The organism is Reyranella sp., assembly GCF_017305915.1.
GTDB lineage: Bacteria > Pseudomonadota > Alphaproteobacteria > Reyranellales > Reyranellaceae > Reyranella.
The window spans coordinates 1-14,750 of the sequence record NZ_JAFKJN010000043.1; the positions used below are offsets into that span (position 1 = coordinate 1).

General features: G+C 66.9%; 16 protein-coding genes and 1 tRNA gene. 9 read left to right on the plus strand and 8 right to left on the minus strand.

The window, feature by feature from the left end; all coding sequences use genetic code 11:
• Nucleotides 1-216: 216 nt before the first annotated feature.
• Complete coding sequence (locus tag J0J01_RS30930) at nt 217-1,890, minus strand: NAD(P)/FAD-dependent oxidoreductase (protein ID WP_296387487.1); 1,674 nt, start codon at nt 1,888-1,890, stop codon at nt 217-219.
• Between the two features lie 65 nt (nt 1,891-1,955).
• On the opposite strand from J0J01_RS30930, the gene J0J01_RS30935 reads away from it, so the two are divergent.
• A complete protein-coding gene (locus J0J01_RS30935; RefSeq protein ID WP_296387488.1) occupies nt 1,956-4,259 on the plus strand; it encodes a xanthine dehydrogenase family protein molybdopterin-binding subunit in 2,304 nt (767 codons plus the stop codon).
• A 38-nt stretch (nt 4,260-4,297) separates the two neighbouring features.
• Nucleotides 4,298-5,017, plus strand: a complete 720-nt coding sequence (locus J0J01_RS30940) for an FkbM family methyltransferase (RefSeq protein WP_296387489.1) — start codon at nt 4,298-4,300, stop codon at nt 5,015-5,017.
• Here the strand turns inward: J0J01_RS30940 and J0J01_RS30945 are convergent.
• Nucleotides 5,014-5,250: a hypothetical protein gene (locus tag J0J01_RS30945; protein WP_296387490.1), complete on the minus strand. Its 237-nt coding sequence runs from the start codon at nt 5,248-5,250 to the stop codon at nt 5,014-5,016. The two genes, J0J01_RS30940 and J0J01_RS30945, sit on opposite strands and share 4 nt — an antisense overlap.
• A gap of 198 nt (nt 5,251-5,448) precedes the next feature.
• On the opposite strand from J0J01_RS30945, the gene J0J01_RS30950 reads away from it, so the two are divergent.
• Nucleotides 5,449-6,018, plus strand: a complete 570-nt coding sequence (locus J0J01_RS30950; RefSeq protein ID WP_296387491.1) for a TIGR00645 family protein — start codon at nt 5,449-5,451, stop codon at nt 6,016-6,018.
• 6 nt (nt 6,019-6,024) lie between these two features.
• Nucleotides 6,025-6,177 (plus strand): hypothetical protein, encoded by a 153-nt coding sequence (locus tag J0J01_RS30955; protein ID WP_296387492.1) that lies wholly within the window; start codon nt 6,025-6,027, stop codon nt 6,175-6,177.
• Between the two features lie 243 nt (nt 6,178-6,420).
• Here the strand turns inward: J0J01_RS30955 and J0J01_RS30960 are convergent, their stop codons facing one another.
• The gene (locus J0J01_RS30960; RefSeq protein ID WP_296387493.1) at nt 6,421-7,449 is read right to left on the minus strand and encodes a LysR family transcriptional regulator; all 1,029 of its coding nucleotides are present in this window, start codon (nt 7,447-7,449) and stop codon (nt 6,421-6,423) included.
• A gap of 166 nt (nt 7,450-7,615) precedes the next feature.
• Between J0J01_RS30960 and J0J01_RS32790 the strand changes: the two genes are divergently transcribed.
• From J0J01_RS32790 to J0J01_RS30970, 3 genes are all read left to right on the plus strand, one after another.
• Nucleotides 7,616-7,723, plus strand: a complete 108-nt coding sequence (locus J0J01_RS32790; RefSeq protein WP_365738907.1) for a twin-arginine translocation signal domain-containing protein — start codon at nt 7,616-7,618, stop codon at nt 7,721-7,723.
• A gap of 106 nt (nt 7,724-7,829) precedes the next feature.
• Complete coding sequence (locus J0J01_RS30965) at nt 7,830-8,708, plus strand: tripartite tricarboxylate transporter substrate-binding protein (RefSeq protein WP_296387494.1); 879 nt, start codon at nt 7,830-7,832, stop codon at nt 8,706-8,708.
• Between the two features lie 191 nt (nt 8,709-8,899).
• On the plus strand, nt 8,900-9,118 hold the full coding sequence (locus tag J0J01_RS30970) for a hypothetical protein (protein ID WP_296387495.1): 219 nt from the start codon (nt 8,900-8,902) through the stop codon (nt 9,116-9,118).
• A 319-nt stretch (nt 9,119-9,437) separates the two neighbouring features.
• Here J0J01_RS30970 and J0J01_RS30975 read toward each other — a convergent pair.
• Nucleotides 9,438-9,514 (minus strand) — tRNA-Arg (locus J0J01_RS30975).
• A gap of 157 nt (nt 9,515-9,671) precedes the next feature.
• On the opposite strand from J0J01_RS30975, the gene J0J01_RS30980 reads away from it, so the two are divergent.
• Both J0J01_RS30980 and J0J01_RS30985 read left to right on the plus strand, forming a co-directional pair.
• Entirely contained in the window at nt 9,672-11,306 is a 1,635-nt protein-coding gene (locus J0J01_RS30980; RefSeq protein ID WP_296387496.1) for a hypothetical protein, read from the plus strand.
• A 202-nt stretch (nt 11,307-11,508) separates the two neighbouring features.
• Nucleotides 11,509-11,769: a hypothetical protein gene (locus J0J01_RS30985; RefSeq protein ID WP_296387497.1), complete on the plus strand. Its 261-nt coding sequence runs from the start codon at nt 11,509-11,511 to the stop codon at nt 11,767-11,769.
• Between the two features lie 10 nt (nt 11,770-11,779).
• On the opposite strand, the gene arfB is transcribed toward J0J01_RS30985, so the two are convergent.
• The 4 genes from arfB to J0J01_RS31005 form a co-directional block, all read right to left on the minus strand.
• On the minus strand, nt 11,780-12,235 hold the full coding sequence (gene arfB / locus J0J01_RS30990) for an alternative ribosome rescue aminoacyl-tRNA hydrolase ArfB (protein ID WP_296387498.1): 456 nt from the start codon (nt 12,233-12,235) through the stop codon (nt 11,780-11,782).
• The gene (locus J0J01_RS30995) at nt 12,232-12,786 is read right to left on the minus strand and encodes an ankyrin repeat domain-containing protein (protein ID WP_296387499.1); all 555 of its coding nucleotides are present in this window, start codon (nt 12,784-12,786) and stop codon (nt 12,232-12,234) included. Before J0J01_RS30995 ends, arfB begins: the two co-directional genes overlap by 4 nt.
• The gene (gshB, locus tag J0J01_RS31000; protein ID WP_296387500.1) at nt 12,783-13,745 is read right to left on the minus strand and encodes a glutathione synthase; all 963 of its coding nucleotides are present in this window, start codon (nt 13,743-13,745) and stop codon (nt 12,783-12,785) included. Before gshB ends, J0J01_RS30995 begins: the two co-directional genes overlap by 4 nt.
• Nucleotides 13,746-13,907: 162 nt before the next feature.
• Nucleotides 13,908-14,750 (minus strand): transglutaminase-like domain-containing protein, encoded by an 843-nt coding sequence (locus J0J01_RS31005; RefSeq protein WP_296387501.1) that lies wholly within the window; start codon nt 14,748-14,750, stop codon nt 13,908-13,910.

A 14,750-nucleotide genomic window follows, 5' to 3' on the forward strand; every position in this document is an offset into this window, starting at 1 on the left:
GGGTTTGCGAAGACAACGGCCGGGGCCCAAGCTCCCCAACGACGTGCAGTCTTGGTGCCAGACGGGCTCTCCTGCCGCGCCAGAGGATCGGGTGCGAGCCGATCCTCTGGCGACCGCAGTCTGCACCCATTCCAAGACACAAGGTGTCGGCGTCTTACGCTGACGGAGCGTCATCAGCCCCACCGAGCCTGTTGCCTATGACCCCTCCGTCGCGGATTACCGCGACACCTCCCCATATGAATGGGGAGGGTTGCCTGGTGGCGCGCTCGCGCCCAGCGTAACGCCCTCGTAGCCCTTGGCGGCGACGGAGTTGATGATGCCGACGTACTTGGGCGAGCCGCCGTTGTAGACCAGGTAGCGGATGGTGCCCTGCTCGTGGCCCGGGACGTTGGAGTTGTAGCCGGTGAACCACGACTTGGCCCTGCGCATCAGCATCATGGCATACATGCCGGTGACGTGGTCGGTCCAGCGCTTCTCGACCGCCTCGGTCGCTTCGAAGCGCGTGTAGCCCTTCGCCCAGACATGCTCCAGGAAATCGGTGCACCAGTTCACGCCGGTCTCGATGCCGCGCGGATAGTTGGTCGACGCTGAGCCGCTTTGCGGGCCCGACGGCATCAGCAGGTTGGGGAAGCCGTGCACCATCATGCCGAGGAAGGTCGAGATGGTGGTGCGCCACTTGTCGGCCAGCTTCATGCCGCCCACGCCCTCGATGTCGATCTTGTCGAACGCGCCGGTGATGGCGTCGAAGCCGGTGGCGTAGACGATGATGTCGAACTCGTAGTCGCGCTCGCCCCCGTCCTCAGTGGTCCTGAGCCCCGTCTCGGTCTCTCGCACCAGCGGCGTCTCGCCGAGATCGATCAGGTGCACGTTGGGCCGGTTGTAGGCCTCGAAGTAGTTGGTCTCCATCGGCACGCGCTGCACGCCGAAGCCGTGGTCGCGCGGGATCAGCTTCTCGGCGACCGCGGGGTCCTTGACCCGCCTGCGGATGCGGTCCGCGATGTATTCCGAGAACTCGGCGTTGGCCTTCTCGTCGGTGAAGATCTCGCGGAAGTTCGCCAGCCAGATGCCGAAGCCTGGCCCGTCATACAGCTCGTCCCACAGCGCCAGCCGCTCCTCGCGCGAGACCTCGTAGAAGCCGCGCCGGTCGGGCTCGTGCTCGAAGCCGCCGGGCGTGCGGGCGCAGGTGGCGAAGATCTCGTCGTAGCGCCGGCGGAGATCGGCCATGTCCGCGTCCGAGATCGGGCCGTTGTTGAGCGGCGCGCTCCAGTTCGGCCGGCGCTGGAACACCGTCAGCTCGCCCACCTTGTCGGCGATCTCGCCGATCACCTGGATGCCGGTCGCGCCGGTGCCGACCACCGCGACGCGCTTGCCCGCCATGTCGACCGGCTCGTGCGGCCAGTGGAAGGTGTGGAACGAGCGGCCCTTGAAGCTGCCCATGCCTTCGAGCCGGGGCAGGGTCGGGATCGACAGCAGGCCGAGCGTCAGGACCAGGAAGCGGCAGGTGAGCGCGCGGCCGTCAGACACCTGCACGTGCCACAGGTTCCGGGCCTCGTCGTAGCGGGCGGCATCGACCCGACAGTTGAACTGCATGTATTTGCGCAGGCCGAACTTGTCGGCGACGTGGTTGAGATAGCGCAGGTTCTCGGGCTGGCCGGAGAATTTCTCCTTCCAGCGCCATTCGTCCAGCAGCTCGCGCGAGAAGGAGTAGCCGTAGGTGTAGCTCTCCGAATCGAAGCGCGCGCCGGGATAACGGTTCCAGTACCAGGTGCCGCCCAGATCGCCGCCGGCCTCGAGAACCGTGGCCTCGACGCCGAGATCGGCCAGGCGCTTGATCTGGTAGATGCCGGCCACGCCCGCGCCGATGACAATGACTTCGTAATGGCTGGTCATGTCGACAGTCTGGCACGAAATCGCGGGGCTTGCCTCCGGCCGGTCCACCACGCGAGACTCGCGGGATGAACAGGTCGGTGATCGGCGATTCGCCGCGGCGTCGGGAGGATGCCCGTTTCGTCACAGGACGCGGCGCCTACGTCGACGACCTGAAGTTCGACGGCCTCAGCCGTGCGGTGTTCGTGCGCTCGCCGCACGCCCATGCGCGCATCCGGGCGATCGACGCGCGCGCGGCGAAGACGGCGCCCGGCGTGCTGGCGGTGCTGACCGCCGCGGACGCAACGGCCGACGGGCTGAAGTGGCTCAGGCCCTATGCCGAGGCCAACGTCCAGACCGGCGAGCGCTTCCTCTTCGACGAGCAGCCGCTGCTCGCAGCCAACAAGGTCCGCTTCATGGGCGAGACGGTGGCGATGGTGGTAGCCGAGACGCTGGCCCAGGCGCTCGATGCATCAGAGCTCGTCGAGATCGACTACGAGGCGCTGCCCGCGGTGACCACCGCGAAGGCCGCCGTCGCCGCCGCTGCGCCGCTGCTGTCGCCCGAGGTGCCGGGCAATGTCTGCATGGACTGGCGCACCGGCGATGCGGCCGGCGCCGACGCAGCCTTCGCGCGCGCCGCGCATGTCGTGACGATGGAGCTCGACAACCATCGGGTCACCACCAACCCGATCGAGCCGCGCGGCTCGGTCGGCACGTTCGATCCGGCCGAGGGCCGCTACACGCTGCATATCTCCAGCCAGAACATCCACATCAACCGCAACCACGCCGCCCGCTGCCTCGGCGTCGAGCCGAAGGACGTGCGCTTCATCGCGCCCGATGTCGGCGGCGGCTTCGGCGCCAAGAACTTCATCTATGCCGAGCACATCCTGGCCGCCTGGGCGGCGCGCAAGGTCGGCCGACCGGTCAAATGGATCGCCACCCGCAGCGAGGTCTTCCTGGCCGACCACCCGTCGCGCGACATGCAGGCGAGCGCCTCGCTGGCGCTCGATGCGTCCGGCAAGTTCCTGGCGCTCAAGGTCGCGAGCCTCGCCAATGTCGGCGCCTATCTCGCGGGCGTCGGCGGCGGCGTGCCGACCTACCAGTACGTTCACCTGCAGGGCACGGTCTATCGCCTGCCGTCGATCGCGCTGCATGTCCGGGTGGTGCTGACCAACACCACGCCGATCGGCGTGATGCGGGGGCCGGGGTTTGCCGAGACGGTCAACATCCTGGAGCGTCTGATCGATGCCGCGGCGCTCAGGTTCGGCTTCGACCGCGCCGAGCTGCGGCGGCGCAACATGGTGCCGGCGAGCGAGATGCCGATGACCAACTCGTTCGGCTTCGAGGTCGACAGCGGCGCCTTTCCCGAGACGATGGACAAGGCGCTGACCCACGCCGACATCGCGGGCTTCGCCGCGCGCCGCCAGGAAAGCGAATCGCGCGGCCTGCGGCGCGGGCTGGGCTTCGCCTATCACATCAAGGGCACCGGCGGCTCGCCGGAGGAGAATGTCGACATCCGCTTCGAGACCGACGGCACGGTCTCGCTGATCACCGGCACGCAGCATATCGGGCAAGGCCACGAGACCACCTTCCCGCAGATCCTGGCGACGCGGCTCGGCGTGCCCAACGAGCAGATCAAGCTCCGCCAGGGCGACACCGACCTGATCGCCACCGGCGGCGGCCATGGCAGCTCGCGCGCCACCTACATGGGCGGCACCGCGATGTGGCGCGCCTCGGACGAGATCATCCAGAAGGGCACGGCGCTCGCCGCCGACATCCTCGAGGCGAGCGAGGCCGACATCCGCTTCGAGGATGGCCGCTTCGTGGTCTCCGGCACCGACCGCGCGGTCGGCCTCCTCGAGGTCGCTGCGTTCGGGCGCGAGAAAGGCAAGCCCCTCGACACCTATCACTTCTGGAAACGCGAGCACCTCACCTTCCCCAACGGCACGCACGTCGTCGAGGTCGAGGTCGACCCCGAGACCGGCCGCGTCACCCTCGAACGCTACAGCGGCGTCGACGACTACGGCGTGCTGGTCAATCCGATGGTCGTCGCGGGCCAGGCGCACGGCGCGATGGCGCAGGGCATCGGCCAGGCGCTGCTGGAGCACAGCACCTACGATGCCGACTCGGGCCAGATGGTGGCCGGCACCTTCATGGACTACGCCATGCCGCGCGCCGACGACCTGCCGTCGTTCGACCTCGGCTTCAACAACACGCGCTGCACCACCAATCCGCTGGGCGTGAAGGGCTGCGGCGAGGCCGGCGCGATCGCCGCCTTTCCGGCGATCGCCAACGCCATCCTCGACGCGCTGGCGCCGCTCGGCGTCAAGAATTTCGACGGGCCGGCCACGCCGTCACACATCTGGCACGCCATTCACACAGCCACATCTTGATCACCGCACGCCGCGGCAATCGTCGCCATTCTTAGGGCATGGACGTGCTTGAAAACCTCAAGAACGCGTTGCGGCCGTTTGAGCCGTGGATTCCCCTGCGCACGCCGCGGCTCAGTTGGCAGCGCTCGCTGGGCGCGCTGAAGAACCGGGGCTTCGCGCCGGTCACCGTGTTCGATGTCGGCGTCGGCTTCGGCACCTTCGGCCTCTACCAGCTTTTCCCCGACGCCTTCTATCACCTGATCGAGCCGACGCCCGAGTCGCAGCCGCACCTGCAGCGCATCGCGCGCTCGCTCTCCTGCCAGATCCATCCGCTGGCGCTGGGCGACCGCGACGGCGAGGCGAGATTCGAGATTCGCGCCGACATCCAGGGCTCGACCCTGCTGGAGGAGGTCGGCGAGCGCGACTTCCTGCGCTTCGAGACGGTGCCGATGAGCCGCTTCGACACGCTGTTCCCGCACATCGAAGGACCGGCGCTGGCCAAGATCGACGTGCAGGGCGCGGAAATGATCGTGCTGCGCGGCATGACCGGGCGGATCGCCGAGCTCGACGCGGTGATCGTCGAGACCAGCACCATCGCCACCGTCAAGGGCGGTCCCGAGGTCGCCGACGTGGTGGCCTTCATGCGCGAGCACGGCTTCGTCGTCGCCGACGTGCTGGGGCTGAAGCGGCGGCCGCTCGACGACGCCACCGCGCAGCTCGACCTGCTGTTCGTGCCGCAGGACTCGTCCCTGCGCGCCGACCGGCGCTGGGCGGGCTAGCTCTCCCAGTCCTCGATCTCGAGGTGGCCGACCTTGTGGTGCTGCAGCGCGTGCTTGCGCGGCATGTTGAAGAGGTCAAGGCCCTCGCCGAAGAACTGCAGGTGCTCGCCGCGCTCGGCGATCTCGTAGGCCCCGACCGGTGCCACCTGGCGCGTGCCCGAGCCGTCGTCGTACGGGATCGGCCGCAGGATGCGGCCGCGATAGTTGCCTTTCGCCATTGGGCCGTCCGCCATGTCGAATGCCCTCCGCAAAGACCAGAAGGCCCGCACCGATCACCTCGGGCGGGCCTCGCGCGACCTCCACCGGTACATCCGCGGCTCGAGGTCGGGTGGAGCCGTGCTCCGGGAACAATAACGCCGCTTGAACAAAGAAGTTGCCAACCCATTTCACTTCCTGTGCGATGACGCTCAAAGCAGGGAGATGAACAAAATATGTCGACGACGACCGCGCCGACGCCGGGCTCCGATCCCCGACGCGACCTCCGGCCGCTGCCGAAGCTGATCTTCGCCTCGCGCTGGCTGCAGCTGCCGCTCTATCTCGGGCTGATCGTGGCGCAGGTGGTCTATGTGATCCTGTTCCTCAAGGAGCTGCTCCATCTGGTGGAGAAGAGCCTGTCGCTCAGCGAGCAGCAGATCATGCTGATCGTGCTGGGCTTGATCGACGTGGTGATGATCTCCAACCTCCTGATCATGGTGATCGTCGGCGGCTACGAGACCTTCGTCTCGCGCATGCAGCTCAACAAGCATCCCGACCAGCCGGAGTGGCTCAGCCACGTCAATGCCAGCGTGCTCAAGATCAAGCTCGCCATGGCGATCGTCGGCATCTCGTCGATCCATCTGCTGCGCACCTTCATCGAGGCCGGCAACCTCGGCAGCGAGCGCACCGCCTACTCCGAGACCGGCGTGATGTGGCAGGTGGTGATCCACGCGCTGTTCGTGCTGTCGGCGCTGGGCATTGCCGCCATCGACCGCATCAGCCAGCCTCCGGGAACGCAGCACTGAGGCACGATGATGATCGTCGGCGACTCCGATCCCATGACCTACGCCCTGGCCTCGCTGGCCATGGTGGCGGCGGCGGTCCTCGCCTGGCGCGCCTGGCGCGCCGCCGCCCGCGGGGAGCGGGACCGGAAGGAGTCGCGCCGCCGACAGGATGATCGCTAGAGGGCGACGCCCTGGCGCCATCTCCCGGCCGGTCGAAACCTCAAGAGAAGCCGATGGCGGATGTCCTGGGAGTATGGCGTGCCACGGTCGATGAAGATGGGCACTACTCGTTCGCCGGGGCGCTATGAAGCGGCGACCCGCCGCGCGCTCCAATCGGCAAGTCTGCGACGGCCTGCGATCTTGCGCTACGCCTATCGGCGGCTGTGTCCCGATTTCGGTTATCCTTTGATAGCGCCCAGTCGCTCAATCCCGGAATCGACCTGATGGGTCAGAAAGCGATTGAGGAGGCGGTCCTGAACCTTGGAAGGTCCCGCGCGAGGTGGTCTTATGAGCCTGTCGCATTGGCTTCGTGAAATCCCGCACGAATTCAATGAAGAGTTCCACAACCGGGCTCAAGGTTCGACCCTTTAGCGTGGCAATGACTACAGGCCATGGTTGAACGGGTAGATCGATCGGCAAGGCTTTCAAGCCATACCATGCCGCATTCAACTTCCCGATGGCCGTCACAAACTGGCCTTTGGCCAGCAGGTGAGTGCGCAGCAGGGCGTCGTTGCTCCATAGGCCGATTTTCGGCCCAGGCAGCCCGCGGGTTCGAAACGCATCTGCTATGCAGATGTAGTTCCAGCTGTCGGTCCTCGGCAGGAGCCAAGACTCTTCGGCCAATTCGGCAAAGTCGATCTTGCGGCGGTTTGCCCACCGATGTTTCATGCCCGCTGCCACGACCAACGGATCGCTGAAGAGAAACTCCACATTTAAGCCTTCCGGCACGCGGTGCTCCGGCAACGGCAAATTCGTCAGGTAGAGATCGTATTTTCGGTCGTGTAATCCTGGAAGATTCTGGGGATCCTGGACCGCGTCGACATGCAGCAGGACGCGCGGAATTTTTTGTACGAACTGTTCTACAATTCGCGGCATGAGTGTGGACGAAATATTTCCAGGGCAGCCGATCTTCACTTCGCCGGCTGTCGGGTCGGCCAAAAATTCGATGTCTCTGATGCCTTGTTTAAGCTCATCGAAGGCTGCCATTCCGCGTTTGAGCAAGGCATACCCGAAGACAGTGGGCTCGACGCCCTGCGGGCTCCGGTCGAGAAGCCGAACGCCGAGCGCATGCTCGAGATCAGCAATGATCTTCGACACTGCAGGCTGGGAGACACCGAGTTGTAAGGCTGCCTTCGCCATGCTTCGACAGTGCACGACCGTGAAGAAGGCATGAAGGTCACGCAGCCGGAGTTGCCGGCCGACCTGGCCTTCCCAATCGATCCGCCTGGACATATGTGCCCGGTTATATCGATAGAACGAAATAGAGAATTCCATTTATAGCCTGGCGCGGTAGCTTGCAAACGTGAAATGAGGAGCTCTCAAGCTCGGCCCCACGCGAGGCGCAATGGCGCGCGGGGAGACGAGGGCTCGCGCAGAGAGTCAGCACGAGGTCGCAATCATGGATCGTCGTGGTTTTCTCGGAGCATCGGCGGGGCTCTGCGCGCTGGGTGGACTTGCATCCAAGGCAAGCGCAGAGCTGATCAACAAGGAAGTGGGCTATGCCTAGCCGTCGTCACTTCGTTGCCCTGTCGAGTGCCGCTGCCGTCCCAACAGGACTGTTTGCACTCGCTGCCTCAGGCCAAGCCAACGTCATTAGCCGCAATGCTCGCATCATGGTGGGCTTCCCTGCCGGTTCGTCGCCCGATCTGGTCGCACGCCTACTGGCAGAACACATGAAGGGGTATGCACCTTCGTTGATCGTCGACAATCGCCCCGGCGCGGGCGGGCGCCTGCCACTGGAGGGGTTGAAGGGCGCAGAGCGCGACGGATCGGCGATGACGTTAACCCCCGGCGATCAAGTGGCGCTCTTTCCCTACGTCTACGCCAAGTTGGGATACGACGCGCTGCGCGACTTCACGCCGGTGTCGACCGTGTGCACGGTGCAATTCCTGTTGAGCGTCGGTTCGCTGGTGCCTGCCAACGTAAAGACAGTCGCCGACTTCGTCGCCTGGTGCCGCGCGAACCCCAAGCTTGCCAACTACGGTTCCCCTGGAGAGGGAACACGTCCGCACTTCATGGCGGCGAGCTTGGCTCGGTCAGCTGGCGTGCCAATGACGCACGTGCCCTACAAGGGCGGCCCGCCCGTCGTGCAGGACCTGTTGGCGGGCCAGATTGCCGCCGCCCTGAATGTGGTCTCCAACGTTCTTCCCCACGTCCAGGCTGGCCGTCTGCGCGCGCTGGCGACAACGGCACCCAAACGCAGCGCCATCTTGCCGGATGTGCCGACGGCACGCGAAGCGGGCTATCCGGCCATGGAGGGCATCGAATGGTTCGGCTTGTTCGTACCTGTCGGCACGCCGAATGAGGTCGTCGTCGGCCTCAATGCCGCGGTGCGCAAGAGCCTGGAGACCGACGCCCTCAAATCGAGCTTCACAAGGCAGGCGTTCGACGCGGCGGGGTGCACCCCTACCGAATTTGTCCAAATGATCAAGTCGGATCGCGAGATGTGGGCGGCGACGGTCGCGGCCACGGGCTTCACACCGCTGGACTAGAGCGCCGAGGTCGTCGAGATGGCGGTGCCAGCGATCATCGATGCGGCCGAGTTCGACGCGGTGCAGGCGCTGCTCAAGTTCCGCAACCCCGCGCTCACCGCGCCGCGCATCGTGAGCGGCCCGACCCTCCACCAAGGCTCGGCAGGGCAAGACCGGCTGCAAGGGCCGCACGGTCCCGATGGAAAAGCTCGATGCGCTGGTCGCGGACCACATCGAGCGCCGGTTGCTGCAGCCCGCTCGGCTCGAGGAAATCCTGTCCTCCGTTCCTCAATCGACGGGAGGGGCCCGCCGAGCGCCGCGCGACGCATATCGCCGAATTGCGCAAGCGCGTGACCGAAGTCGACGTCAAACTCCGCCGGCTTTACGACGCCATCGAGAACGGCGTCGCCGATCTCGCCGACCCCAGCTGAAAGGCCGCGTTGCCGAACTGAAGGCCACCCGCGATCAAGCCCACGCCGACGCGGAGCGCGCTCTGGGCGCGCACGAGCGGGTCGGGCCGACCATCACACCCCCCAGTCTCTCAAGACGTTTGCCAGGCAGGCCCGCAAGCGCCTGCGAACGGACGGCGGCGGATTCCGTCGCGATTACCTTCGCGCGCTGGCCGCGCGAGTCGAAATCGACATCCAGGAGCTTCGCATCATGGGCGCGAAAGGCGAACTGCTGCGCACGCTCGTTGCCGCTTCAAGCGCAAAAACGGCGGGTTTTGGCGTGCCCAGTTCTGTACCGAAGTGGCGTCCCCGACAGGATTCGAACCTGTGGCCCTCAGTTTAGGAAACTGATGCTCTATCCAGCTGAGCTACGGGGACGTGGCCAGCCGTATAGCATTCGATGCGCAAAGCGTCTGCTTCTTTCACGCCGGGGCAGCGCGCCGCCGACATGCCGGCGAAACCTCCGAAACGAGAGTCTTCTTTTTACCCTGCAACTCGCCGGTGTATCCGGAGGCGGACTGGGAGGAGGCCGCACATGCCGGGCAAGACCAGCTTCGCCTACGCGATCTTCAAGCGCTTCCAGGGCGCCTACGTTGCCGGCATCGGCACGACCGACGGCGGCCATTTCGACGACGCCAATCCGATGGGCGGCTTCTGCCTGCTCTATCCCCACCATCCGCACGGCATCCTGAAGGTGCTCGGCAACAACGCGCCGCCGGGCCTCGCCGGCCAGACGCCGCTGGGAGCGACCAACGTCCCGACCGACAGCCCGCTCTACAACATGCTGGCGCCGTCGTTCAAACCGCCCAACATGGTGCCCGCCGAGATCTCCTTCGCCGGCAAGACCTGGCCGGTGATGCCGCCGCCGGAGCCGCCGGGCCAGCCGCTCGCGACCCAGTTCGACGCGCTGTGGCTCGAGTTCAACAACGGCAACCCGCCGCCGCTGCTCACCGCCTTCGGCACCTGGATCGCCAACGGCAAGCCGAACGACAGCCCGCAGAACGGCCCGCTCGCCCAGCCGGGCGTGCACGACAACCCGCCGCCGACCTTCCCCGGGGCGGCAACGGCGCTGCTGTTCGTCGCGAGCTTCGCGAAGGATGACGGCCGGCGGTTCGGCGACGGCGAGATGCAGGGCGTGCCGCTCGACCATGTGCCCGCCAACTTCTGGGCGACGTCGCAGATCTTCCTCTACGACGAGACCGGCCTCCACCAGCTGCCGTCCTTCCTCAATGCCGGCGCCGAGTATTACGTCAGCGCCCTGATCGGCAATTCCTGCGGCACCCAGCCGGCCGGGCGGGCGTTCTTCTCCACCAACCCGGTGAACGTTCTGTGCGACGCGCAGTGCTTCAACACCTTCATGAGCCCGGGCGTGCCGCTGCCGTCGCTCGGCAACTACGATCCCGCCGACCCCAACCCGACCTTCGAGCAGCACTTCATGGGGAAGCAGAGCTACGAGGTGGCGGCCTTCCGCCTCGACGTCGGCAAGGTCTTCTCGGCTCTCGCCGCAGGTCTGCAGGGCGTCAATCTCGGCGGCATGACGCCGGCCGAGTGGCTGAAGGCGGGCCATCCCTGCGTCAAGGTGCGCGTGACCTCGGGCGAGCAGCCGAACTTCTTCCCGCCGATGGGCAACGTGCCGCTGACGCTCGACTCCAACCCGCGCTACGACCGCCACATCGCGCAACGCAATCTCGCGCCCTTCAACACGGCGCTGATGGCGATCAAGAAGCCGCTCTGGATCAACTTCATCGTGGCCCAGGCCGCGCGGGGATCGAACGGCCTGAGGCTGCAGCATCCCGGCTGGCCGACCAACGCGGTGCGCTTCCATCTCGCCATCCCGCGTGCGCCCTTCGAGCGCTATGTGGCGCCGGCCGGCCATCGCGGCTTCGAGTTGGTGCGCGAGGGCCTTGCCAGGCCTTTCCCCGACGCGGTGATCCTGCGCCAGACCACGCCGGGCGCGGGGCTCGTGGTCGCCGACCACGATTCCGGCGACGGCCGTCGCCACGGCCCCGACCGCTTCTTCGGCATGGCGCTCGGCATCGAAGCCGATCCGGCGCGGCTGCGCGGCCATCGGCTGGGCAACATCGAGATGGTGCACACCGCCCACGACCGCGCCGGCCGTCAGGAGATCGTCGGCGGCTTCACCTTGCAGCCGATGGCGACGCGCAGCTGACACGAGGCGTCTTGCATCGCTGCGGGCGCGGGGTCATGGTGCGTGCGCTTCCGACATTGCACGAAGTTCCACGGTCACAGAAAGGTCACTGGTGACCGGTGTAACCAAATGCGATGTGCCGCAAACGGCGGTCACAAAATCGCCCCAGCCGGCGGCCGCACCGGGAGGAAGCATCACAGTGAAGCACGCTATGCCTGCTGCCTTGGTCGGTCTCACGGCCCTGATCACCAGCGCTCTGGTGCATGCCGGCTACGCCGTATTGTGGCTCACCCAGTCCCTCTCCCGCGCAGGCACAGCATCCTACGATTGGGCAGAGGCGCTGGCGGTGTCCGGCACGGCCACGACGATCGTCCTGATCGCCGCCCTGGTCGTCCGTCGCCTCGCGGCCGGCAACACGCCGCCGTCCGAGATCGCGACGGCGCCAGAAGTCGTGCCGGCCAGCGTCGCGGTGCGCCGGCCTTAAACGGTATCCTTCAGTCGAAGCTCGAACGGCGCGACGCCTTGAGCGCGCCGTGCTTCTTCTTGCTGTCGAGCCGCCGCTGCTTGCTGGACCGCGTCGGCTTGGTTGCCTTGCGCACGACCGGCCGCACGGCGGCGGCGCGCACCAATTCAACCAGCCGCACCAGCGCCTCCTCGCGGTTGCGCTTCTGGCTGCGATGGCCCTGCGCCTGCAGCACCAGCACGCCGTCGCGCGTCAGCCGGCTGCCGGCCAGCCGCTCGAGCCGGCGGCGCACGTCGTCCGTCAGGCTGGGCGAGTGGCGCACGTCGAAGCGCAGCTGGACCGCGGTCGAGGTCGTGTTGACGTGCTGGCCGCCCGGCCCGCCCGCGCGCACGAAGCTCTCATGGATCTCCGACGGGTCGAGGGCGATGCTGCCGGTGATGCGGATCGGCGCGGCCGGCCGCGGGTAGTCGGCCGCGTCGTCGCTCATTCGCGGGCGCCGGCCTTGCGCAGCATGGTTTCGATGCTGCCGCGGTTGTTCTGCTTGGCGTAGGTGAGCGCGGTGCGTCCGGTGAAGTCCGGCTTGTTGGGATCGGCCTTGTTGGCCAGCAGCAGCCGCACGACCTCGGCATGGCCGAGCCGCGCCGCCACCATCAGCGGCGTCACGCCCTGGCGAGTCTGCGCGTTCGACTTGGCGTTCTTCTTCAGCAGCATGTCGGCGATGTCGACGTCGCCGCGCTCGGCAGCGCGCAGCAGCGAGGTGTAGCCGTCGCGATCGGTCGCATCGGCCACCGCGCCGCCCTTGAGCAGCGCGTCGACTACGGCGATCTGGCCGTCCATCGCCGCGATCATCAGCAAGGGCCGGCCGCTGGTATCGATCTGATTAGGGTTCTCGCCCTTGAGCAGCGCCTGGCGGACCTTCTCCTCGTCGCCGGCGCGCACCGCCGCGACGATCGGCTTCTGGGTCAGCGTGTCGAACTGCGCCAGCGCGGGCGCGGCGGCCACCGCCAGTGCCAGCGCCAAGAAGCTGCGACGCATCATGCCTTCCCTCCTCGCGATTCTTGGTAACGGACCTCGATGCGGTCCCAGATCTGCGCCTCGAGCGAGACGCCGTCGAAGCGGTTGATCTGCTGCAGGCCGGTCGGCGAGGTGACGTTGATCTCGGTGAGATAGTCGCCGATCACGTCGATGCCGACGAAGATCATGCCGCGCTTCGCGAGCTCCGGCCCGATGATGTCGCAGATCTCCTGGTCGCGCCTGGTCAGCGTTTCCTTCACCGCCTTGCCGCCGACATGCATGTTGGAGCGCGCCTCGCCCTCGGCCGGCACGCGGTTGACCACGCCCGCCGCCTTGCCGTCGACCAGGATGATGCGCTTGTCGCCCTGGCGCACCTCCGGCAGGTAGCGCTGGGCGATCACCGGCTCGCGGCTGCGCTGCGAGAACATCTCGAGCAGCGAGGCGAAGTTCTCGTCGCCCGGCTTCAGCCGGAACACGCCGGCGCCGCCGGCGCCGAACAACGGCTTGATGATGATGTCCTGGTGCTCGTCGCGGAACTCGCGCAGCGCGCGCGGATCGGCGGTGATCAGCGTCGGCGGCATCACCTTGTCGAAATGGGCGACGAACAGCTTCTCCGGCGCGTTGCGCACGCTCGCCGGATCGTTGACCACCAGCGTCCTGGGATGGATGTGCTCCAACAGATGCGTGGTGGTGATGTAGGACATGTCGAACGGCGGGTCCTGGCGCAGCAGCACCACATCGAAGCCCGCGAGATCGACGACCTCCGGCGCACCCAGGGTGAAGTGATTGCCCTTCTCGCGCCGGAGCTTCATCGGCTGCGCCCGCGCCATCACCTTGCGGTCGCGGAAGATCAGCTCGGGCGGCGTGTAGTGCCAGACCTCGTAGCCGCGCCGCTCCGCCTCCAGCCCCAGCACGAAGGTGGAATCGCCATCGATGTCGATGGTGGACACATGGTCCATCTGGATGGCGACCTTGAGCTTCATTGCACGTCTCTCCGCCTTCTTGTCCTCCCCATTCAAATGGGGAGGTGCCCGCGTCTTACGCGGGCGGAGGGGTCATGGCCGCAGCACGACTGTGACTCATGACCCCTCCGTCGCGGATTACCGCGCCACCTCCCCCGATGACGGGGGAGGGATTCGTCGCGTTCAGTTAAGCCCGCGGCGCAATTCCTGCAACAGGGCAGAGGCGCGCTGGCCCAGCACCGGATCGGCTTTTGCGGCCTCTGTGGCAAGGAAGCGCTCGAAGGAGGCGATCGCGGCGCGCCGCTTGTCGAGCCGTGCATTGATCTGGCCCGACTCGAACAGGAGCTCCGGCTTGTCGGGTGCAATCGTCAGCATGCGGTCGAGCGAGCGCGCCGTCGCCGCCCAGTCCTCGCGCTTGGCGAGCCGCAGCCGCACGTTGTTCTCCAGCCGCAGCAGCACGTCGCGGTCGGGCACCGGGTCGAAGTGCTCGGGCGCCAGGTTCGCCTCGGGGCCCAGCACGCGCTGCAGCAGGCTGCGCAGCGCCGGCGCCTCGACCGCCTGGCCGTCGTTGAAGGGATCGAGCACGTGACGCGCGCCGTCGATCTCGACCCGGATCAGGAAATGGCCGGGAAAGGCCAGGCCCTCGGCGTCCCAACCCTGGGTCCGCGCGACATGCAGGTAGAGGATGGCGAGCGCGACCGGCAGCCCCTTGCGCCGCTCCAGCACCCGCGCGACGTCGGCATTCTGCAGATCGTCGTAGGTCTCGCTGTCGCCGCGATAGCCGTAGGCTTGCGCGATCACCTCGCCCAGCCGCTCGGGCGAGGCCCCGCGCCGGTGCACGAGATCGGCCAGCGCCGCCTCGATCGCGGCGACGTGGCTCTGCAGCGGCGCGAGGTCGATCGCCTCGTCGCGCTGCAGGACGCTCAGGATCAGCGCCGCATTCAGCAGGTCGATGCGCTCGCCATCGGCGCACAGCTCACGCAACCGCGCGAGCTGCGCGGCGGTATCGGTGGCAGCGAGCGGCAC